Below are 21918 nucleotides of genomic sequence, written 5' to 3' on the forward strand. Positions count from 1 at the left end.
TGCTTTCTAAGGCTCCCAAACTACTCCGCGTACAAATTCAACTGTGACAGCACGGTGCGGGGCTCCACAAACTTGGTGTGGATCTTCTCGTTTTCCCGAACCAGCCGCAAGCCTTCCAGCAAAATCTTGTCTCCTTCATTAAGGCCCTTCTGCACTACAAAAATGTGCGGCAACTCAGCCGCCACCATAATCTCCCGGGAGCGCAGCACATTCTCTTTGTCCACCACATAGACATATTTCTTGTCCAGCACCTCAAAAGTGGCTTTCTGCGGAATGAGCAGGGCGTTCTTCATGGGCACTTCCATGATGATATTGCCCGTTTCGCCGTGGCGCAACAAGCCTTTGGGGTTAGGGAAAGTGGCCCGGAACGCGATGTTCCCGGTCTCGTTGTTGAAGTCGGCTTCAATGGTCTGCACCTCGCCCGGGTATTCGAACAGCTGTTGGTTAGCCATCTCCAACTTCACCTGGGGTCTGTTGCTGCTCTGCTGGGTAGTCATGTAATCCAGGTATTCGGCCTCGGGCACATTGAAATAGACCCACATGTTGCTGTTGTCAGAAAGGGTGGTGAGCAAATCTCCTTCGTCCACCAAGCTGCCCAACCGCACCTGGAAGTGGTCCATGATGCCGTCAAAAGGAGCCCTGATCTGGGTGAAGCCCAGGTGGACCTGCGCCAGGGAAACTTCGGCCTTGGCTTTGTTCAGCTTGGCTTTGGCCATGGCCAGTTCACCGGGCGCCACCACGTTGCTGGCCGCCAGTTTCTTGGTGTTCTGGTACTCAATCTCCGCGAAGCTGGCTTCGGCCTGGGCTTTCTGCAGTTCGGCCTGGTACATGGCGGGCATGATCTGGAACATGAGCTGTCCCTTTTTCACAAATTGTCCCTCGTCCACGAAAATTTTCTGCAGATAGCCCTTCTCAAGGGCCCTGATCTCAATGTGACTGCTGGACTTAATCTGGCTCACATATTCCTTGGTGATCAAGGTGTCTTTTGCTAAAGGGCTGGTGACCAAAAATTCAGTCTCCTCTTCTTTGTGTTCTTTCTTTGATTCGCAGCCTGTCTGGAATAATACCGCGCACAGGCTCATGAGCATGAAAACTCTCTTCATGACAATGATTGATTATGGATAATAAGTAGGTAGTGAAATAGATGCGAAGGTGTATCTCAGATACACAGATGCCTGGCCCAGCAGCAAACGGGGCAAGGACAAAATAGAAAGGTTGAAGAAATGCTAGGGCAATACAGTTGCCACAAACGCTGATGTTATCCCCAATCCTGAATAGACAGAATTTGCCCTAACTTTCAAAATTAAAATATTGGGAATTTATTTCTGCCACAAGGTTGCTGGCAGTGAAAGAGAGAGGATGTAGGCAATGGAAGCTGCCCAACTAAAGTTGGATCAAATGCGGAAAACCAGGAAGAGAAGGTACCATCTCCGGTAGATGGAATAGGCAATCTGCTGACATAAAAGCAAGATCTGCTTGAGATTGCCTAAGAGAAAAGCGAGAATAAAGCCGTAATAAAGCGCGGGAAGAAGATCAGCGCCGCCGAACGAGTCTTTGACTCTTTCTGACTCCTCCTCTTCTACCTGGTTTTCTGTACCGGCAATTTTATCAATTGCCTTGTCCACTTTGGTAGGGGAAGTGCTGAGGATAAAGTTTGTGTCAAGCTGGAAAAGGCCAACACTGGCTAAGGTAGCAGCTTTCTGCTCCTTGGCAGGAATATACAAAGAGCCCTTCTGCTGCACCTGTGCAGGCAGGTGGTTGTACCCTCCTAAAAAAAGGATGGTCAGCGACAGAAGATATGTTACAAAAGCCCTTGTCATTGTGCGGCAAAGCTACGCTAGGTAATTTTCATTGGCAAACGAAGTGTACTAATTATTTATTAGGCTGAAAATGTGGCGGTTAAGCAAAAAAAAGCAGGACCAGGAAGAAAGCTTCCCAGTCCTGCTAATAAATATGAGGGTCAGACTTATTTGGATCGTTTAAGCATTCCCTTCACCAGCACCACGATCTTCTCGATCACGAACCCCAGGATAATTCCAAAGATGGCGCAGGCCACTACTTTCGCCAGCCAGGCCAGAACGGGAATATCAGCCAAGGCATGCTCCATGGCTTCCACCAGATGGTGCAGGAACGGAATACCGTGAATCACAATCTCCGCCCCCACCCAAAGCATGGCAGCCGTTCCCACGTAGCCCAGAATACTGAGAAAAGTGGGCATAAATTTCACAATGTTCCGGCCCAGTTGCTGGGTGGAGGCATTTTTCTTCTTGGCCAGGTGCATCCCAAAATCATCGGCTTTCACAATGAGGCCCACAAAACCGTACACCGCCGCCGTAATGAAAACCGCCACCGCCAGCATCACCGCAATCTGGGTCACCAGGGGTTGATCAGACACGGTGGAATAAGTGATGGCCACAATTTCTGAAGAAAGGATCAGATCTGTGCGGACGGCGCTGGTCACGCGCTCTTTCTCCAGTTCTTCGGGGGTAATCACTTTCACCTCGCCGGTACCGTGTGTTTCCTCCGCGTGCGGCACAAACATAGAGTGCACCTTCTCATAGCCCTCAAAACAGAGGTAAGCGCCACCCAACATTAAAATAGGAGTAATGGCAAAGGGCGCGAAATACCCCAGCACCAAGGCCGCGGGCGTTAAGAGCAGGATTTTATTGAACAGTGATTTTTTGGCGATCTGCCAGATGATGGACAGCTCCCGCGAAGGGTCTAGCCCCACCACGTATTTAGGCGTAACGGCCGTGTCATCTATTACAATACCAGACACCTTACCCGTGGTTTTAGCCACCTGCGTAGGAACGTCATCTAAGCTTGCCGCACTGACTTTTACCAGTGCCGCCACATCATCTAATAGGGCGAGAAGACCTGAGGGCATTTTCTATGTTTAAGTTGAAGTAATCTTTTCCTGTTTCAAACTTGTCTGGACATCTCTCCCCTCCTGCCTTAGATCCATTAACCGTAGTTTTCCAGAACTTCGGCTAATCCATGTGTCTCTCTCAAACGTCCGCATAAATATAATCCGGCATATCCAGAAACAGAGAGGCCGAGCCATATTTTTAAGGCGCTCCGCAGTTGAGTTGGTACAAACTCCTTCAACAGCAAAACAGGCAACTTGCCTCCTGTACGTCTTTCCCGGGTCTGCGTTAACCGTCGCGCCTTTAAAGAGGTGCTCCTACCGGAGGGAATCTTTGATTTCAATCTAACCCGCAGGAGAGATATTCACGTTTAGGGGCCGTTTTCAGAAAAAGAGCTCCTAAACGGGAATGCAATTTTTATTTAAGAAATTCTCTTCTTCTGCGTCATCACTTGGCAGGGTCTGGCGTATATGCCTCAGATTGAAGAGCCATGGAACAGAACGCAGAGACAAAACAGGAAGGAACGGCCTCTAAAGGCCAGGGGATGGCGCAGGTGGTGGAGCGGAACATCCGGGCATTGTTAGACCGACGGAAAGCGGAGGAAAAGCAGCGCACCTCCTCAGAGCGCATCTCAGATGCCATCACCAGCTTTACCGGCAGTATGTTGTTTGTGGTGCTGCACTTGCTGCTGTTCGGGACGTGGATTGTCTGGAACCTGGGTTGGCTGGGTCTGCCGCCCTTTGATGAGTCTTTTGTGGTGCTGGCCATGTTTGCCTCAGTAGAAGCAATTTTCCTCTCCACCTTCGTGCTCATCAGCCAGAACCGCATGAATATACAGGCCGATAAGCGCGCGGATCTTGACTTACAGGTAAGCCTGCTGTCTGAACACGAGATTACCCGCCTGGTGACTTTGGTTTCAGCCATCGCCAAGAAGATGGGTATTGAGGAAGCCCACGACCCCGAGATTGAGGAGCTGATGAAGAACGTGCACCCCGAAAAAGTGATGGATACCATGGAGCGGCACCAGCAGAAACAGAAAAAAAATTGAATTACGTTTAGGGGCTGCTTTTGAGAAAACAGATTGAAAACGGAAAATCTATCCCTCTCAAACTTTTATTATAGAGTATCAGTGACTTCAAACGTAAAGGTTTGGGAGCCAGCCACCCCCTCTTTGGTAATGCCCTGAATCACTCCTAGGTATTTGCCTTTTTTATCTGAGGTATAAAAAGAAAGTGCACCCTTGCCATTATTGTTAGTTGTGAGATCTGTTGCCCAGTACAGCAGGTTTCTAAAATCTGGTTTTCTGCTTGCAATTTGCTGCTGCTGCCCCTCATACCTAGGTGCAAAGAATTCCCGTTGTTGCTGCAGGCCTTCAAAGTCAAAAATAAAAACATTTGGGTCTAGTTCAACTCCGTTCAAGTTGCCTTTGTAGGTTCTAATGCTCAAGATGCCGAAAAAGGTAAAATCGCCCATCATGTACTTTTTATTAACTACTTCAATTCTTTTCACCAGTGCAGAAGACATGGCGGTAATTTTTCCAGCGTTGAAAATGGGCAGCCCGTCTACCAGCAGCAAGGGTTCGTTTTCAAAGTATGTTTGGCGTCTAGCATCTGCTACGTAGAGGTGGTTTTTTTGGTCAGCTTTTCTAACAAGCACTTCTGGCATGTATTCTTTGAAAGAGTCTTCTAAGGTAGGGAATGGCGTATATTCTTTCAGTACGTACTTTTTATCTGGGGTGCCATAAAAAGGCAAGGCGTCTACAGACACGGGCTTAGAAGCTGCAAAGGAAGGGGTGTAATGAAGGGCCTGCACCTGTGCATGAATGCTGTGCCCTAAGAGACTTTCCTGCCGCTTGACCGGAAAAGCAAAAATAGGAAGTTTCCAGGTTGAGTAAGCTGTGGCATACGGGTTCTGCAACTCGGGAGCACTCTCACTTTTATAGTTAGGGGTGGCTGTCTGCCAGACAATCTCCCGCTTTCCATAAAATGGGTGCACATTGAACTGCACCTCACCCCGCTTGTTACTTATGCCACCGTAGAATTGCGGCAACGTATCTGGCACCGCCAGAAAAACAGGAATCCCCTTTGCCGCAGCCCCATTATTATCTGCTTTCAGGGTACCGGCAATTGTGAGACCGTCAAATTCTGGGGCATACCTGATAATAGGCAGGTTGTTTTGCATTACGTCTTCCCAATTGAACCTGCGCCACCCATGCGTGAGCATGAGATTGTCTACAGCTATGGCCGCTTCTGGTGTGTTATTGGAGAGATAATAACTTGGGGCCTCTATCTCACCTTTAAGTTCTGAGGTTAAAAAGAGATAGCTCAATAAATTACCTTGCGCCGGTGTTTGCAGTGAGTCCAGGTGGAAAACAGATACAGAAAGGTTAGCCTCTGCAGGAATGCCTTTTGAAAGAAGCGTAGAGATGTCAAGCTCTACTTTAGAACGGGAAGTGTATTTGCTTTTTGTGGTAGCAGCCTCTAACACCAATGTATTTTCTGGCTTTTTAAAATATAGCCGTTCACAAAGAGGTTTTTGATTCTGGTTAAAGAAGGTGAGATTGGAGATGCCGTCTCCTAATTGGTCTTTGTCAATGGTGAAAATTGCATGCCCGTTTACCATTGAACTGCCTTTTGCCACTTTGGCTATTTGCCTGGTATGTGCGAACAGATAAACCGGCTCCTGATTATCTTTCTGGGATGAATGAATGGTTACCCGCAGTTGTCCCTGCCCTATTTCCTGCACCTGCATGGTAAAGCCTTGGTCATGAATGGCAGGGATTTCTGTTACCACGGGTCTCCCTTTGGCTGGAAAAATTACTGCTCTGTAGTATTGGCCAGTCAAAGGCGTGAAGAAGAACGTACCTATCCCAAATTTTAACGGTTGGAATTTGGCCACTGTATCATTCTTTTGATTCACGATAGCCCCTTTAAAAGAAATGCCTTTGCCTTCAGGCCCCACAGCCCTTACCGCCACCTTGCTTTGCAGGCCCATCACCAGATTCCCCCCCTCCGGGAAAAACTGAATGTCATACCTTAGCCCATTTTCTACCTTAGCCTCTTCTTGCCCAGCTTCATAGATGGTATTGACAAGGGTAATTTTTTTCTCAAAGAAGAAGTCTGGGCTAAAGTTCTTCATCCAGAGTGTATAGGCCCTGATGGTGTAATGGTCTGAGCCAAGTGACAACGGCAGCTCCAAAGCACCTTTACCCATGCCTCCGGTTAAACCTACTTTGGCCTGAAGCACCGGCTGTTTATTTCTATCCAGCACCTCCACATAGGCTATTTTACTCAAAGCCAAAGGTCTATGGGTGGTCCCTTCTACATAATACACTTTGAACCACAAGGTCTCCCCAGCCAGATAATATTCCTGGTCTGTGTGCAGAAATAGCTTCTCATGCAGCACTTTAGGTTGAAATTGGTTGAATTGCTCTTCAATATCCTGGTGCAAGGTATTTTGCCCCATTGTCCACTGTGTAACTATCAACAGAAGAACGAGACAGAACATCTGCCTAATAAGATATTTCAGGAAAGCAGCCATGGGTACACCGTTATAAGATCTCAATTTATTGAATTATTAAGGTTAAGGCCCACGAGCCTCTGGCAAATTTTAATCTCCCCAAGGCCTGCGTTCTTTCTACCTTACTATTCTTGCGCTGGCGTTTTGGGGCTATTTTTTAAAAAACAAGTCAGAAACAGAAACTAGCTCCTCACTTAGCCCATGCGCGAAAAGCCGTGCTGTAGCAAGTTTTCCTGGGGTGTGGAAAGTGTCGTAAGTCAGTCTTCCTATTTCTGGGCAGTTTTCTTAAAACAGGCCAGAAAAAAGACCTGCTTGAAAAAGCTACTTCTTAAAGGGCAAGGCGCTTACCAATAACTGGGTTTTTCGCTTTTGCCAAATATTCTGCAGTCTACACATATTGCCTGAAGCCCCAGGAACATTGTGAAGGGCACGTTCTCTATCTCCCCCGTGATTTTACTAGTAGGTAAGAAAGCGCCTGAGCCAAAAGCAACCTGCAGACTATCTGGGTGATCTGGGGAGTATGTGCCATTACATTTATCTTTAGTCGGGAACTCGGGTAAATCTTCTTTTCTGATGAAAAGCCTCTTCTTTTGCGTTGAATATGCCCCCAGATAGCCTACTACAATTTCATTAGAGTCTGCCAAGTTCTGAATGTTACCTAGGGCCTCAGACGGCTGTGGATCAAAAAAACCACCCATTTCGCTTGTATTTTTTTTCATTCCCTGTAAAAAGAAGAATTCCTGTTGGCTTAGGGCATGCTGGGTAACCTCAATGCTATATTTGATTTTGGTGCGGCTGGTATGGTGGCCAAAGGCCGTAACCGGGAAGGAGATAGTGTCTTGAGACAAGCCCGCTGTAGAGCCCAACAATAAATCTGAGGACTTGCCATATCCCCAGCAAGTAAACATTTGTTCAGTCTCTAACGGAGTTCTTTCAATCATTTTGCCGTTTTCATACCGAAAGTAAGATTTCTCCACTGATTGTATTTGCCAAACATCTTCAAAGGTCCAGTGGTAATAGCGTGTATTATTTAAAGGGTCATGGGAATTCACGTAAATCCTGATTCCGTCCTTTTCCCATTTCCAAATCACCTCATCTATGGCTGGCGTGGCTTTCCCGGTTTCATACGTAGAGGCATATATTTTTCCATTCTTGGTTTTGATCTTGACCCGGTAGTTTTTCCCTGCCTCTAATTTCAACGGCTCTGATACATACACGCCTGCTGTTTGTTCCTGCATGGTGAAACCGGCATTGGCTCCTTCTTCCTCAATAGTTAAGGTGGCGCCGGTCTCCGGTTGCTGTGCTTCAGGGTCTTGCAGTGGCAAAGTTCTGGATAGTTTAACGGTGGTCACCGCTCCCTGGCCCAGGTTGATATACCCTTCCACAACCAGAAAACTCTTCTCAGTTGGCTCAAGTTCTGGGATGAAAGGCTCTTTACAGGAAACCAGCAAGAGCAGTGCTCCTAATATATAAAACGATGTGCTTTTCATTAGAACCTGATGTTAAAGTTGACAAACGGAATAGCCGCCCCAAACACAGAAAGCTTGTAGCCTTTCACCACGCCTTTATCTGAGGTGAAATACACTGAATAAGGATTCTTTCTGCCGGTTATGTTATATACCCCCAAAGTCCAGGAATTATGGGTAAGCTGCTTGAGCTTATGGTTGCCTTCAATGTTGAGGGAAAGATCTGTCCTGAAGTAATCTGGTATTCGGTAATCATTGCGACCGGAGTACAGGGTTTTCTGGGAGCCGCCGTAGGTGAACCGTCCAATAGGAATGGTGACCGGCCGGCCCGTGCTGTAGGTCATGTTCAGGGAGACGCTGAAGCGCCGGGATATTTTCTGGTTGCCCACAAACGTGACATCATGCGGTTTGTCATACGCCGCCGGGTAGAACTCCCCTTTGTTGATGAGCGGCCCCTGCGTGGCATCGTTCATCTGCAGGAAAATGCGGGAATATGTATAGCTGACCCACCCGTTGAAATTACCGGCCGCTTTTTTGACCATCAACTCCACGCCGTAGGCCTTGCCATGGGTAGAGACCACATCTGTTTCTATGTGCGGGTTCATGACCAGCACTGCACCGCTTTTATAATCTAGATAATTCTTCAGCTTTTTGTAATAGGTTTCGGCAGAGAGTTCCAGTTGGTTCGAGAAAAGGTTCTGGTACAAACCCAAAGACAGCTGTTGGCTTAACTGCGGCTTTATGTTAGGGTCACTGAGTTTCCAAATGTCTGTGGGCGCGATGGCGGTGGTATTAGAAAGCATGTGAATGTTCTGCCGCAACGTGTTGTAGCCAGCCTTCACTGAGAAGTTCTCTGTAAACGCATACCTGCCAGACATCCGTACTTCTGGGTTAGAATAAGTCTGTACCACTTCGTTCTCCCCAAAAGTTTTGGTTCCTGTCTTTGAGAATTCATCTTTGGGTAATTTGGCAGCATAAGTGTCTATTGATTGCGCCCCCAGATAGTTGAAAACAGAGAACCTGAGCCCTAGAGAAAAAGACAACCTGTGATTTACTGCGAAATTATCTTCTATATATAAAGCGCTTTCCAGTGCCTTTTCCTGCTCAATTTCAACTGGCAAAACCAATGATTCAGTGCCCATTGGCCGATACGTTCCCGGCTTCAAGTTGTAGTAGACAGCCCCAGCCCCCAAACTTAATGTGTGTTTTGGGTGCAGCTCATAGGTGAAATCTGCTTTGAGGTTGGCCTGGTTCAGTGAGAATGCAAGTTTGTAAGCCGTAATAGGATTTGCCTGGCTATAATTTTCATAGTGATAATGGTCTTGCCCAACGGTAAAGTTGCCGAAGAATTTACTGGAGAAAGCATGACTCCATTTTAAAGACAGGTTGCGGTTACTATAGCTGAAAAGGGTATCAGTGTTAAGGTTAGACGCATCTTTGCTCCAATAAGAAGTTACTGCCAATCTGTTGTTCTCATTGAACTGGTGGTTAAGATGCAGATTCACATCATAGAAAGAAGCCTTGCTTCCCTTATACCCAGAGTCATTAGGCAGCAATTTCAAGAGCCAATTCGAATACGTGGTGCGGGTCCCAAACAAGAAAGAGGATTTGTCTTTCATAAGAGGCCCTTCCAGGTTAAGCCTGCTAGTTAAGAGCCCTATTCCCGCTGAACCCGCTATTTTGACTTTGTTTCCTTCGCGGCTGTTAATATTCAGCACAGATGAGACCCGCCCCCCGTACTTAGCCGGAATGCTGCTCTTATATAGCTCCACATCTTTTATGATCTCTGGATTGAAGGCAGAGAAAAAACCAAAGAAGTGTGATGGGTTGTAAAGAGTGGCATCATTGAAAAGGATCAGGTTTTGGTCTGTTGCTCCCCCGCGCACGTTAAAACCTGTGGTAGCCTCCCCAACAGATTTCACGCCTGGCAGAGTCAGAATCACACGCAATACATCTGCCTCACCAAATACGGTGGGTACTTGCTTGATAGTACTCACGTCTAACTTCTCCATTCCCATCTGCAACTTCTTAATATTAGATTCTTCCTCAGCCTGCACCAAAACTTCTTTTAGAGCTGTGTTCGCCGGAAACAAGGCAATATCAAGTGATCCATTTGAAAAAAGTATTACCTGCCTTTTGGCATCTTTCATTCCTAGGCTTCTGATGGTTAAGGCCTGAGGGCCTTTAGGCAAAGTCAATGTAAAATATCCGTTCCCATCTGTAGCCGTCCCTGCCCCAGTCGTCTGGTGAAAGATGGTTGCCCCAATAAGCGGTTTCACAGTACCTGCCTCTTTCACGAAGCCTGAGATAGTAGCCCTAGCCTCTTGGTTCAAGCCCTTTACCCCTATCACATATACCTTATTCTCTTGTGCTGCGATAAACGCCGTTTTACCTGGTTCCAATGGTAGTTGCTGCCTGGCAACTGACTTTGCCTTGTCCACAAGACCTGCGGGAGCCGGAAAAAGATCAGGCGGAAGCGTCGTGGCAATTTCCTTTCCTCTCACCAGGAAAACATTCTGTTGGGGGTCAATGGCAAATTGGATGTTGGTTCCTTTAAAAGCTTGCTCAAGAACAGACGCAATAGGCTGTTCATTTATTTGAAGGGTAATTCTTATGTCAGCAAGTTGGTGAGGGTCATAGAAAAAGCGGAACGGCGTCTTTGACTCAATCTGCTGTACGAACTCTTCTATAGAGCTGTTATTCACCTGTAGCGTTACACTGCCAGATCGTTGGGCCAAGCTTGCCTTACTACTGAACAGGAAAAACTGAATACAAAATATAAAAAGCAGAAAATTGCGCATACTAAAATTATAATGATCTGTAATAGTCTGCCATCTTCACCAAGGCCCCTTCAGGATTTTCAGAGAACTTAACCTTTTCCCTTTTCATGAAGTGCAGCATTTCCATCTTTTTATCGTCAAAGGCATTTAGTAAACTCTTTTTATCGTTGACTTCTGTAAATACATTTCCTATTTTAATATAATAAGAGTTCATATCTTTAAAAGACGATATCTCTCCTCTGCCAGAGGTTAATCCTTTCTTTGATCTTTTTACCAATACTTGAACAGAATCATCATATAAGCAGTCATAGAATCCCGCAAAACCTTTTATATTTTTATTAAGGGGTTCTAAGTAGATGAAGCGGTGGTCACCTAAATAGAATTCTGTCACTTTCGTTTTAATTAAATTTATTACCAGACCTACTTTTCTGGTATCACCAGCAATAAGCTCATCTTGGAAAAGATCATACAGGAGCGGCACATTCTTGTAAATAATTCCTTCATACAGCAAACTCCCGGTCTGAAACGTAGAAGCCCCGAAATAAGGGTGACCTTTCCTTGAATCATAGGCGATGCTTATATACTCAAACCCGTTTAACAGATTGGCCTTTGGGGTTAAAGTATTTTCTTCTAGGTTTTTAGTGACACCAACATAAAAAGCACTGTCTTTTTTCTCTTGCGCTGTGCATTGAAGATAAAAAACAAATGCAAAGAGTAAAGAGACCAAATGTGCCTTTGCTGTTCTTTTCATAAAAGTAGATCTGTACTAATAGACATGAAGTAAAAAACTTAAGCAAACATATCATTATTAATGAGATTTATGTTTACTCAATCTTCTTGTTTCAGCGTAATTTCAATTACTAGTGATAATATCGTTAGATAGTGTTTCAGTATTAGGCGCAGGCATAAATAAAAAGAGAATACTGTTATTTATGCCTTTCTTATTATATTTTGAGGATTACCTTTTACCATTTATTTCAGAGTTCAACCTTTATCTCTATCATAACCCTAAAATCAAGTTTAGATACACTACTATATAAGCCTTTTTATTTATATAATTACTAATATGCATTATAGGGATGATTATTGTCCTGGTAGAGAAGCCAGAGTAACTATAAACTAATATTTTCCTCCTCCGGCTTCAGGTTAGGGAAGGCCCATTTCAGGCGCACCGCCAGCAATCTGATTACAATGATAATACCTACGGCCACGGTCATGGGTACCTCTCCGGGTACCGGCGCCAGGCGCATGAGCAGATAGGCTACCCCCCCGGCCAGACAGGCAGTGGCGTATATCTCGCGCCGGAAGATCAGCGGAATGTCATTGCAGAGAATATCGCGCACCACACCGCCAAACACTGCGCTCACCACCCCCATGACCAGCGCAATCAGCGGTGGAACCCCAAACCGGAGCGCTTTCTCCAACCCCAGAATGGTGAACATGGCAATGCCCAGGGTATCAAACAGAAACATGGTTTTGCGGTATTTCTCCACTTTTTGCCGAAAAAGAAGCGTCACCATCACAGAGACAAACACGGTGATCAGAAGCTTCTCTTCCTGCACCCAGACCGGCCGCACATCCAGCAGCACATCGCGTAAGGTACCGCCGCCCAATGCCGTCACGAAGGCAATTACGGAGGCCCCGAACGGGTCCAATTTTTTGGAAGCGGCGGTGAGCGTTCCGCTGATGGCGAACACAAACGTACCAATGATGTCAATGGCCGGAATGAGGGCAGAAACCGGAAGTTCAGAGATTGGAAGCTGGGGCATGAGCGTGGCAATTTGAACCTAAACTACGCAAAAGCGCCGGAAAGGAAACTACACCGGCTGAACGAAAGCCGTTTAGGGGCTGTTTTAGGAAAAACAGCCCCTAAACGGCAAGAGAGAGTTGTAGACACTCCCTCCTTTCTATCTGAAAATTCGTATTTTCGCCCAACGTTCACCAGCTAAGCTAACAAATGTCAGTTACAACTGTACAACCTTACAAACCGGTTAACCACATCCGCATTGTCACGGCCGCCTCTCTGTTTGACGGCCACGATGCCTCTATCAATATCATGCGCCGCATCATTCAGGCATCGGGTGCCGAGGTGATTCACCTGGGCCACAACCGCTCGGTGCAGGAGATTGTGGACTGCGCCATTCAGGAAGATGCCCAGGCCATTGCCATCACCAGTTACCAGGGCGGGCACCTGGAGTACTTCAAATACATGTATGACCTGCTCAACGAGCGGGGCTGCGGCCACATCCGCATCTTCGGGGGTGGCGGCGGCGTGATTCTGCCCACTGAGATTGAGGAACTGCACGGCTACGGCATCGCGCGCATCTACTCCCCAGATGACGGACGCGCCATGGGCCTGCAAGGTATGATCAATGACATGCTGGAAAAATGCGACTTCCCCACGGGGCAGAACCTGAACGGCGAAGCAAAGCATGTGAAAGACAAAGACATCAAATCCATTGCCCGCCTTATTTCCGCCGCTGAGAACTTCCCGGAGGAATTTGCGAAGGTGAAGAAGCAGTTGTTATCTGGTGTTGAGCAACAACCCGCCACACAAACTACTCCGGTCCTAGGCATCACCGGAACCGGCGGGGCCGGAAAATCATCACTGGTAGATGAGCTGGTGCGCCGTTTCCTGCTGGATTTTCCGGAGAAAACCATAGCCATCATTTCCGTGGACCCTTCTAAGCGCAAAACGGGCGGTGCCCTGTTGGGCGATAGAATCCGGATGAACTCCATCAGCAACTCCCGCGTGTACATGCGCTCGCTGGCCACGCGCCAAAGCAACCTGGCCCTGAGCAAGTACGTGCAAGACGCCGTGGACGTGGTGAAGGCTGCCAACTTTGACTTGATCATCCTGGAGACCTCGGGCATTGGCCAGTCAGACACCGAGATTATTGAGCATTCAGACGCCAGCCTGTACGTGATGACGCCTGAGTACGGCGCGGCTACGCAGCTGGAGAAAATTGACATGCTGGACTTCGCCGATATCATTGCCCTGAACAAGTTTGACAAGCGCGGGGCCCTGGATGCGCTGCGCGACGTGAAGAAACAGTACAAGCGCAACCACCAGCTCTGGGACGTGTCTGATGACGAGATTCCCGTGTTCGGCACCATCGCCTCGCAGTTCAACGACCCCGGCATGAACCGCCTGTACAAAGCCGTGATGGCAAAGGTGGCGGAGAAAACCGGAATTAACTTCAACTCTCAGATGCAGGTTTCCGGCGAGATGTCTGAGAAAGTGTACATCATTCCGCCTAGCCGCACCCGCTACCTTTCTGAGATTGCTGAGAACAACCGCAGCTATGACAAATGGGTGCAGGACCAGGCGGCTATCGCGCAGAAACTGTACGGCATCCGGCAGTCTATTGAAGCCATTCAGGCCATTGAGGTAGAAGATAAAGACCGCTTGATCAAAGGATTGGAGTACGCCTATGAAGAAACTGCTTTAAAGCTGGACGGCCAGAACAAGAAGCTGCTGGAGCAATGGCCCGAGAAGCGTCAGAGCTACAAAAACGAGTTCTACGAGTTCAAGGTACGCGATAAGGTGCTGAAGGTGAAAACCCACACCACCAGCCTCTCCCACCTGGAAATCCCCAAAGTAGCCACCCCGCGCTATGAAGCCTGGGGCGACTTGCTCAAGTGGAACCTGCAGGAGAACGTACCGGGTGAGTTCCCGTACACCGCGGGCGTGTTCCCGTTCAAGCGCGAAGGCGAAGACCCTACCCGTATGTTCGCGGGCGAAGGTGGGCCGGAGCGTACCAACCGCCGTTTCCACTACGTGAGCAAAGGCTTGCCGGCCAAGCGCCTCTCCACCGCGTTTGACTCCGTAACCCTGTATGGCGAAGACCCAGACTTACGCCCCGACATCTACGGCAAAATCGGGAACTCCGGGGTGAGCATCGCCTGCCTTGATGATGCCAAAAAACTGTATTCCGGGTTCAACCTGGCACACCCCATGACCTCGGTGTCCATGACCATCAACGGTCCGGCCGCCATTCTCACCGGGTTCTTCATGAACGCCGCCATTGACCAGCAGTGCGAACTCTACATCAAAGAGAACGGGCTGGAAGCCGAGGTGGAAGCGCGAATAGAGGCTATTTTTCAGAAATCTGGCCAAAAACGTCCGCGTTACCAAGGCGAGCTCCCTGAAGGCAACGACGGTTTAGGCTTGATGCTCTTAGGCGTAACCGGCGACCAAGTGTTGCCCGCCGAGGTGTATGCGCAAATCAAAGAAAGAACCTTGGCATCGGTGCGCGGAACGGTGCAGGCCGATATCCTGAAAGAAGACCAGGCGCAGAACACCTGTATCTTCAGTACTGAATTCTCTTTGCGCTTGATGGGTGACGTACAGCAGTACTTCATTGACCACAACGTGCGCAACTTCTACTCGGTGTCTATTTCAGGCTACCATATTGCCGAGGCGGGCGCGAATCCTATTTCGCAATTGGCCTTCACGCTGGCGAACGGCTTCACCTTTGTGGAGTACTACGTGAGCCGCGGCATGGACATCAACGCCTTTGCGCCTAACCTGAGTTTCTTCTTCTCCAACGGCATTGATCCTGAGTACGCAGTCATCGGCCGCGTGGCCAGAAGAATCTGGGCCAAAGCCATGAAGCTGAAATACGGCGCCAACGCCCGCTCGCAGATGTTGAAATATCATATCCAGACCTCGGGCCGCTCTCTGCACGCGCAGGAAATAGACTTCAACGACATCCGGACCACGCTGCAGGCGCTGTATGCCATCTATGACAACTGTAACAGCTTGCATACCAACGCCTATGACGAGGCCATCACCACGCCTACCGAGGCCAGCGTGCGCCGCGCCATGGCCATTCAGCTCATCATTAACCGGGAATTGGGCTTGGCTAAGAACGAGAACCCGCTCCAAGGTTCCTTCATCATTGAAGAACTGACCGATCTGGTAGAGGAAGCCGTATTGGCCGAGTTTGACCGCATCACAGAGCGCGGCGGCGTGTTAGGTGCCATGGAAACCATGTATCAGCGCGGCAAGATTCAGGAGGAAAGCCTGTACTACGAGACCCTGAAGCACACTGGCGAGTACCCTATCATTGGCGTGAATACTTTCCTAAGCAGCCAGGGCTCCCCTACTGTGATCCCGTCTGAGGTAATCAGAGCCACGGAGGAAGAGAAACAATTCCAGATCTCCATGCTGCAAGAACTGCATACCCGCCACGCAGATTCTGCTCCGGCGCACCTGAAGCACCTGCAGGAAGTGGCCATCCAGAACGGCAACATCTTTGAGGCCATCATGGAAGTTTCTAAATACTGCTCTTTGGGCCAGATCACCAATGCCTTGTTTTCGGTGGGAGGTCAGTACCGCAGAAACATGTAATTATGACGGCTCTGAGTGAAGACGTTTTAGTGCATTTTTAGAAAAAGGAGCCCCTAAACGGGTTCCTTTTTCTTTTTAACCCTTTGGCTAACAAGATAATGTTGCTTTCACCTAATGTTAAAATTTTGGTAATGTAGATCCAGAACGAATAGCAGAATTTTGCGTTATCAATATAAACCATCAAAGCTGCTCGCCATGAAAAAACTCGCCGCCTTCTCCTCTATTTTCGCCCTGGGTGCCCTGGGTATCTGGGTTTCTTCCCTGCTATCGCCGCACAATCTCAGCGTTGATCTCTCAGATGAGGACATCCATCTTTACCTCTAAGAACCACCTGCCCCACCACCATCTGTCCCCGCCCCGGCGGGGATTGCTGTTTTAGCCCCATCCTTTTCAGAATAGAAACCGTACCTTTAGGCAAAAAATAAACTATGGAATTAAAAGACCTTTCGCAGAAGATCAGTTACATCATTGGCAGAGACATGGCCGGCAACTTCAAAAAGCAGGGCATTGACATTATACCAGAAGCCTTACTTGAAGGCTTGAAGGATGCCATGGGGGGCCAGGCCTCACAACTGAGCCAGGAGGAAGTACAGTCTTCAATGATGCAGCTTCAGTTACAGATGCAACAGAAACAGCAGGAAATGGCCGGAGAGTCGGGCAAGAGAAATAAAGAAGAAGGCGAAGCTTTCCTGCAGGAAAATAAAGGAAAAGAGGGCGTGAAAACCCTGCCAAGCGGCCTGCAGTACGAGGTACTGGAAAGCGGCTCCGGCAAAACCCCAGGCAGAAGCTCCAACGTGACCACCCACTACCACGGCACGCTCATTGACGGCACCGTGTTTGATTCTTCCTATGAGCGCGGTGAGCCCGCTACGTTCCCCGTGAACGGCGTGATTGCCGGCTGGACCGAAGCCCTGCAACTCATGAAAGAAGGCGACAAGTGGAGACTGTACATCCCCGGCGACCTGGCCTACGGTTCCCGCGGCGCCGGTGCAGACATTGGCCCCAACGCCACCCTTATCTTTGACGTGGAGCTGCTGCAGGTGCACTAGTAGCTTTTGCTACATATAAATAAAGCGGCCGTCCTTCTTGAAAGGGCGGCCGCTTTGTCATATTTTGATTCAATGGTTTGAAGCTTCGTGCACCAGCCAGTGCAGGGCTTCCTCTATACTGGTAAAATAATTTATATTTACCTGATACTCCTGATGACCGGCCCTGAGCAGCGAATAGTCATTAATCATGTCTTGGTAGTTCTCTTCGCTCATAACATAGGCCACCTGTTTCTCCTCCAGCAGGAAATGGTTCGCCTCATTCTGCAATTGGGATTTAAGCCATTCCTCGGCCTCTGCCGAAACAAAGCCCCGGGAGGAGGTATTGATCAGGCATCGGTTTAACCGGCGTTTCTGAATCAGGTTTCCAACTGCCCTATACCCTTCCTGAAACTCTGGCAATGATACCGCCCTCTGCCAGTCTAAGATGGCCACCTGTTGGGTATCGTCTAATGAAACGTTGTACATATCTGTCTTCATTTCCGACATTTTCAATAAGAATCCTCTATCCAATTGACTTTGTTGATGGTGTGCAGGTCTGTTCTTTCCGCTGCTGTCACCCTAATTTACCCATTACTCTCTATCTCTACAAAACCGCTAGAGATTAAGTATGAATAGTCCTATTCCTGTTTCCGGCCTGCTGTTAATCCGCTCCTATATGATTAAAAGGGGCTTACGAACTGATTTCCGGAAAATAAAATAAAGAAGCAATGTGCTGGTAATTACGGTACGCCTGCTAAATTTGGCGCCGCTTTCAGAAGTTCTTTTTTCTGAGACACATGGAACCCTGGCCCAACAACTAAACGTGCCAAATACCTGTTTAAGGAAAAGCTTCTGGAAAGGTTAACTATCTATGACCTATGAACAACAATAGCCATGCCGCCCACCGTGTCTCAGGGGCCGGCTTACTTATCGCGTTGGGAATCATCTACGGCGATATAGGCACCTCCCCCCTGTATGTGATGAAAGCCATCATAGGGGCCACTCCCATCAACTCAACCCTAGTGTACGGCGGCATTTCCTGCGTGATCTGGACCTTAACGCTGCAAACCACCATCAAGTATGTGGTGCTCACGCTGCAGGCCGACAACAAGGGTGAAGGCGGTATCTTCTCGCTGTACGCTTTGGTGCGCCGGCATGCCAAATGGCTCACGGTTCCGGCTATCATTGGCGGGAGCGCGCTGCTGGCCGACGGGATCATCACGCCGCCTATCTCCGTTTCTTCGGCGGTGGAGGGGCTTGAGATTCTGTACCCGCACATTCCCACCGTTCCCATTGTGATCTGCATCCTCACGGTGCTTTTCCTGATGCAGAGCTTCGGGACGCAGATTGTGGGCAAAGCGTTTGGGCCGGTTATGTTTCTATGGTTCACGATGCTCGCGGCACTGGGCGTAATGTCTGTGGTGGCGCACCCTGAGGTTCTGAAAGCGTTTAACCCTTACTATGCCTATAATTTGCTGGTGAATTACCCGGGCGGATTCTGGCTTCTGGGAGCGGTGTTTCTCTGTACCACCGGGGCTGAGGCACTGTACTCAGACTTGGGCCACTGCGGCCGGGGCAACATCCGGATCAGTTGGGCTTTTGTAAAGACCTGCCTTCTGCTCAATTACCTGGGGCAGGGCGCCTGGTTGATGCAATACGAGGGGAAATACCTGACCAGCCTTTCGGCCACCAATCCTTTCTATGGCATCATGCCGGAATGGTTTCTCATCTTCGGGATTATCATTGCCACCATTGCGGCCGTTATTGCCAGCCAGGCCCTTATCACGGGCTCGTTCACGCTCATCGGCGAAGCCATCCGGCTGAACATGTGGCCCAAGGTGCGCCTCATCTACCCTACCAACGTGAAGGGACAATTGTACGTGCCCAGCATTAACTGGCTCCTGCTGTTTGGCTGCATTAGCGTGGTGCTGTACTTCAAGAAGTCTGAGAACATGGAGGCGGCGTACGGTCTGGCCATTACCATGACCATGCTCATGACCACCACCCTGCTTTGCTATTACCTCATTGCCAAACGCGTGGCCAAGATATGGGTGTTCCTTTTCCTGCTGGTGTACCTCACCATTGAGGGCTCTTTCCTGGTTGCCAACCTCATCAAATTCCCGCACGGGGGCTGGGTTTCGTTGGCCATTGGGTTCCTCCTGATTTCTATCATGTACATCTGGCTCAGGGCCTACTACATCAAACGTCGCTTAACCGAGTACGTGAAGCTGACCGATTACGTGCCTATGCTGCGTGAACTGAGCGAGGATGAATCTATCCCGAAATACTCCACGCACCTGGTGTTCATGACCAGTGCCGAACGGTCTACGGAGATAGAATCCAAGATCATCTACTCTATCTTCCAGAAGCGCCCCAAACGCGCCGACATCTATTGGTTTATCCACGTGAACACCGTAGACGAGCCGTACACCATGGAGTACAAGGTGAAAGTGCTGGCCAGCCAGGATGTGGTCCGGATTGACTTCAACCTTGGGTTCAGGGTGGAGCAGCGCATTAACCTGTTCTTCCGGAAAGTGGTGGAGGACCTGGTGAACAACGGAGAAGTTGACATTACCAGCCGCTACAGCTCTTTGAACAAACAGAACGTGATTGGTGATTTCCGGTTTGTGGTGCTGGAGAAGTTCCTGAGCTACGAGAACGACCTTCCTTTCTGGGAGAACACCATCATGCAGTCTTACTTCAACATCAAGCAATACACCGCCTCTGAAGGCAAATGGTTCGGGTTGGACACCAGCTCGGTAAAAGTGGAGAAAGTGCCGCTCATCATCAAGCCGGCCCGCGAGATGGAACTGAAACGCATTGGGTAACACGTATACCGTTCCGAAGCTTCTTCTTTCCGTTTAGGGGCTCTTTTTCCAGAAAAATGCCTAAAACAGAAAGGCCACCTTTGCAGGTGGCCTTTCTGTTTTAGGCATTTTAATAAAAGCTAGTTTAGGGCAGATTTAGAAAAAAGAGCCCCTAAACGCTTTATTTTGCACTAGTCCATTTGAGGTAGTTTTTCTTTTGGGCATCGGTGGCGGTGGGTGCCAGATCTGCCCGGTATTTCAGGGTCTGGTCTTTGAGGAGTGTCACCGGAAGGATAGACAACTGCCCGCCTCTGCTGATGAGCAATTCCAGCACATCGCCCACGGCGTAGGCCGGCACCTGACGGTTAATATCATCGGTTACGCGGTAGCCGTTCATGGCAATGATTTCATCGTTCACGTTGAGGCCCGCCTGCCAGGCGCTTCCGTTGCGGGTCACGGAGGTCACCATGGGGCGGCCGCTGGCGGTGGAAATGCCGGCACCCAACAGGGGTTCATTGGTGGTTTTGTTCAGGTCGGTGAGGGTGATGCCCACGTTGCCCAGAAATGCATTATAGTCTGGGGTTTCTTTGCCGTACACGTACCGCTGGAAGAAATCATTCATGGAGCGGCCGGTGAATTTCTCAATGCCTTCCTGAAACTCTTTGTCAGTGAAGCCACGCTTCTTCTTTTTGTAGTACTCCTCATAGAGCGCTTTGAGGGCATCGTCCAGCGATTTGGTACCGTTGGTGGCTTTCAGAATCTCAGTGTCCAGAAGCATGCCCAGAAGAGCTCCTTTGCTGTAGTAAGATAAATGCGTGTTGTAAGAGTTCTCATCTGGGCGGTATTGCTTGATCCAGGCGTCAAAGCTGGACTGCGCCGCAGAGACAACCTTGTTGCCCGGCGTGTTCTCCACGCTGGTGATGCTGCTGGCAATTTTGTCCAGGTGCTCCCGCTCTGAGGTGAAGCCCGCACGGCGCATGATCACGTCTGCGTAGTAGGTGGTGAAGCCTTCAGACACCCACAGCATGTGCGAGTAGTTCTCCTGGTTGTAGTCAAACGGCCCCAGGGCGATGGGGCGCAGGCGCTTCACATTCCAGAGGTGGAAGTATTCATGGGCCACCAGGTTCAGGAAGCCTTTGTAGCCTCGTTCGGTGCCGTAAGCCGTGCGGGTGGCGTGCAAGGTGGTGGAGTTAAGGTGCTCCAGCCCGCCGCCGCCGGCCGGCAGGTTATGGACAATGAACAGGTAGTAATTGAGGGGCAGTTCTCCAAATACCTTTGTAGCCTCCTCGGTGACCTTCTTCATATCGGCTGTGAGGCGGGCCGGGTCGTAGTTGGCTTCACCGTACATGGCCACCTCATGCTTCACGCCGTTGCTCTCAAAGGAAAGGATCTCGTGGTTGCCAATCTCAATGGGAGAATCGGCGAGTACGTCATAGTTGGGGGCTTTGTAGGTGAATGCCTGCCCGCTTACCGGCGGCAAACCCGTAGAGACTTTGCTCCAGCCTTTGAAAGGAACCACGGTTAAGGTTGAAGGCAGGTCTTTGTGGCCTTCAGGGTACATGAACACGCTGGTTCCGTTCAGGTAACCGTGGCTGGCATCTATGAAACTGGTGCGCACGCTTAGCTCAAAGGCGTATACCTTGTACTTCACGGTCACGTCTTTGCCGCCGTGGGCCACGCGCCAGGTGTTTTTATCGGTCTTGAAGGAATTAACCCGGCTATTGCCTACGTAGGCTTCAAAAGCCTCCACGTTTTTAGGGAACTCCCTGATAAGGTAAGAACCGGGAGCCCACACGGGCATGGTCACGTCCAGGTTTTTCCCCTTGAAGCCCTGAAGCCGCATTTCCACCTCAAAATAGTGGGTGTGCGGCTCCGGCATAGAGAGACGGTAGGAAAGCGAGGGCGCCGCAAACGCGGAAGAAGAGAGAGCCAGTGCCAGCAGCAAGAGCACTCCCCACGCCCTTGAACAAATGGTTTTCTGCATAGGGTTGTTGTAAGAGTTTGGGTTAAAATCTAATAATACAGCTAAAAAGAGTTTATTCCAAAGAGTGATGAGTAAGTAACCACTACCCAAGCGGGGCACGTATGCCAAAGA

15 protein-coding genes are annotated in these 21918 nt (G+C 49.2%); 5 read left to right on the forward strand and 10 right to left on the reverse strand.

Going from position 1 to position 21918, the window contains the following annotated elements:
- Nucleotides 1–20 precede the first annotated feature (20 nt).
- The 3 genes from EFA69_RS17875 to EFA69_RS17885 all read right to left on the reverse strand — a co-directional run bounded on the left by EFA69_RS17875 (nt 21) and on the right by EFA69_RS17885 (nt 2887).
- Nucleotides 21–1103: an efflux RND transporter periplasmic adaptor subunit gene (locus EFA69_RS17875; RefSeq protein ID WP_123134425.1), complete on the reverse strand. Its 1083-nt coding sequence runs from the start codon at nt 1101–1103 to the stop codon at nt 21–23.
- Between the two features lie 291 nt (nt 1104–1394).
- Nucleotides 1395–1820, reverse strand: a complete 426-nt coding sequence (locus EFA69_RS17880; RefSeq protein ID WP_123134426.1) for a hypothetical protein — start codon at nt 1818–1820, stop codon at nt 1395–1397.
- Between the two features lie 146 nt (nt 1821–1966).
- Nucleotides 1967–2887, reverse strand: a complete 921-nt coding sequence (locus EFA69_RS17885; RefSeq protein ID WP_123134427.1) for a DUF808 domain-containing protein — start codon at nt 2885–2887, stop codon at nt 1967–1969.
- A 470-nt stretch (nt 2888–3357) separates the two neighbouring features.
- On the opposite strand from EFA69_RS17885, the gene EFA69_RS17890 reads away from it, so the two are divergent.
- The gene (locus EFA69_RS17890; protein WP_183906855.1) at nt 3358–3915 is read left to right on the forward strand and encodes a DUF1003 domain-containing protein; all 558 of its coding nucleotides are present in this window, start codon (nt 3358–3360) and stop codon (nt 3913–3915) included.
- 68 nt (nt 3916–3983) lie between these two features.
- On the opposite strand, the gene EFA69_RS17895 is transcribed toward EFA69_RS17890, so the two are convergent.
- The 5 genes from EFA69_RS17895 to EFA69_RS17915 form a co-directional block, all read right to left on the reverse strand.
- Nucleotides 3984–6332 (reverse strand): hypothetical protein, encoded by a 2349-nt coding sequence (locus tag EFA69_RS17895; RefSeq protein WP_123134428.1) that lies wholly within the window; start codon nt 6330–6332, stop codon nt 3984–3986.
- Nucleotides 6333–6730: 398 nt separating this feature from the next.
- A complete protein-coding gene (locus EFA69_RS17900; RefSeq protein ID WP_123134429.1) occupies nt 6731–7876 on the reverse strand; it encodes a DUF4249 domain-containing protein in 1146 nt (381 codons plus the stop codon).
- Complete coding sequence (locus EFA69_RS17905) at nt 7876–10590, reverse strand: TonB-dependent receptor (protein ID WP_245964624.1); 2715 nt, start codon at nt 10588–10590, stop codon at nt 7876–7878. Before EFA69_RS17905 ends, EFA69_RS17900 begins: the two co-directional genes overlap by 1 nt.
- Nucleotides 10591–10660: 70 nt before the next feature.
- A complete protein-coding gene (locus tag EFA69_RS17910; protein ID WP_148041408.1) occupies nt 10661–11383 on the reverse strand; it encodes a hypothetical protein in 723 nt (240 codons plus the stop codon).
- Between the two features lie 361 nt (nt 11384–11744).
- A complete protein-coding gene (locus EFA69_RS17915) occupies nt 11745–12401 on the reverse strand; it encodes a trimeric intracellular cation channel family protein (protein ID WP_123134432.1) in 657 nt (218 codons plus the stop codon).
- 188 nt (nt 12402–12589) lie between these two features.
- Between EFA69_RS17915 and EFA69_RS17920 the strand changes: the two genes are divergently transcribed.
- The 3 genes from EFA69_RS17920 to EFA69_RS17925 all read left to right on the forward strand — a co-directional run bounded on the left by EFA69_RS17920 (nt 12590) and on the right by EFA69_RS17925 (nt 17037).
- A complete protein-coding gene (locus tag EFA69_RS17920; protein WP_123134433.1) occupies nt 12590–15988 on the forward strand; it encodes a methylmalonyl-CoA mutase family protein in 3399 nt (1132 codons plus the stop codon).
- A 195-nt stretch (nt 15989–16183) separates the two neighbouring features.
- Nucleotides 16184–16312, forward strand: coding sequence for a hypothetical protein (locus EFA69_RS20635; RefSeq protein ID WP_262696998.1), 129 nt, complete (start codon nt 16184–16186; stop codon nt 16310–16312).
- A 104-nt stretch (nt 16313–16416) separates the two neighbouring features.
- Nucleotides 16417–17037 (forward strand): FKBP-type peptidyl-prolyl cis-trans isomerase, encoded by a 621-nt coding sequence (locus tag EFA69_RS17925; protein WP_123134434.1) that lies wholly within the window; start codon nt 16417–16419, stop codon nt 17035–17037.
- Nucleotides 17038–17106: 69 nt separating this feature from the next.
- On the opposite strand, the gene EFA69_RS17930 is transcribed toward EFA69_RS17925, so the two are convergent.
- The gene (locus EFA69_RS17930) at nt 17107–17514 is read right to left on the reverse strand and encodes a hypothetical protein (RefSeq protein ID WP_123134435.1); all 408 of its coding nucleotides are present in this window, start codon (nt 17512–17514) and stop codon (nt 17107–17109) included.
- A gap of 380 nt (nt 17515–17894) precedes the next feature.
- Here EFA69_RS17930 and EFA69_RS17935 point away from each other — a divergent pair, with 380 nt between their 5' ends.
- Nucleotides 17895–19844, forward strand: a complete 1950-nt coding sequence (locus tag EFA69_RS17935; RefSeq protein WP_123134436.1) for a KUP/HAK/KT family potassium transporter — start codon at nt 17895–17897, stop codon at nt 19842–19844.
- Between the two features lie 160 nt (nt 19845–20004).
- Here the strand turns inward: EFA69_RS17935 and EFA69_RS17940 are convergent, their stop codons facing one another.
- On the reverse strand, nt 20005–21807 hold the full coding sequence (locus EFA69_RS17940) for a M61 family metallopeptidase (protein ID WP_123134437.1): 1803 nt from the start codon (nt 21805–21807) through the stop codon (nt 20005–20007).
- Nucleotides 21808–21918 lie beyond the last annotated feature (111 nt).

The organism is Rufibacter immobilis, from assembly GCF_003721565.1.
Classification (GTDB): Bacteria; Bacteroidota; Bacteroidia; order Cytophagales; family Hymenobacteraceae; genus Nibribacter; species Nibribacter immobilis.

Excerpts from the sequence above, each read along its gene's own strand:
- EFA69_RS17875 (WP_123134425.1), bottom strand. The coding sequence starts at position 1,103 with ATGAAGAGAGTTTTCATGCTCATGAGCCTGTGCGCGGTATTATTCCAG.
- EFA69_RS17880 (WP_123134426.1), bottom strand. The coding sequence starts at position 1,820 with ATGACAAGGGCTTTTGTAACATATCTTCTGTCGCTGACCATCCTTTTT.
- EFA69_RS17885 (WP_123134427.1), bottom strand. The coding sequence starts at position 2,887 with ATGCCCTCAGGTCTTCTCGCCCTATTAGATGATGTGGCGGCACTGGTA.
- EFA69_RS17890 (WP_183906855.1), top strand. The coding sequence starts at position 3,358 with ATGGAACAGAACGCAGAGACAAAACAGGAAGGAACGGCCTCTAAAGGC.
- EFA69_RS17895 (WP_123134428.1), bottom strand. The coding sequence starts at position 6,332 with ATGGGGCAAAATACCTTGCACCAGGATATTGAAGAGCAATTCAACCAA.
- EFA69_RS17900 (WP_123134429.1), bottom strand. The coding sequence starts at position 7,876 with ATGAAAAGCACATCGTTTTATATATTAGGAGCACTGCTCTTGCTGGTT.
- EFA69_RS17910 (WP_148041408.1), bottom strand. The coding sequence starts at position 11,383 with ATGAAAAGAACAGCAAAGGCACATTTGGTCTCTTTACTCTTTGCATTT.
- EFA69_RS17915 (WP_123134432.1), bottom strand. The coding sequence starts at position 12,401 with ATGCCCCAGCTTCCAATCTCTGAACTTCCGGTTTCTGCCCTCATTCCG.
- EFA69_RS17920 (WP_123134433.1), top strand. The coding sequence starts at position 12,590 with ATGTCAGTTACAACTGTACAACCTTACAAACCGGTTAACCACATCCGC.
- EFA69_RS20635 (WP_262696998.1), top strand. The coding sequence starts at position 16,184 with ATGAAAAAACTCGCCGCCTTCTCCTCTATTTTCGCCCTGGGTGCCCTG.
- EFA69_RS17925 (WP_123134434.1), top strand. The coding sequence starts at position 16,417 with ATGGAATTAAAAGACCTTTCGCAGAAGATCAGTTACATCATTGGCAGA.
- EFA69_RS17930 (WP_123134435.1), bottom strand. The coding sequence starts at position 17,514 with ATGAAGACAGATATGTACAACGTTTCATTAGACGATACCCAACAGGTG.
- EFA69_RS17935 (WP_123134436.1), top strand. The coding sequence starts at position 17,895 with ATGAACAACAATAGCCATGCCGCCCACCGTGTCTCAGGGGCCGGCTTA.
- EFA69_RS17940 (WP_123134437.1), bottom strand. The coding sequence starts at position 21,807 with ATGCAGAAAACCATTTGTTCAAGGGCGTGGGGAGTGCTCTTGCTGCTG.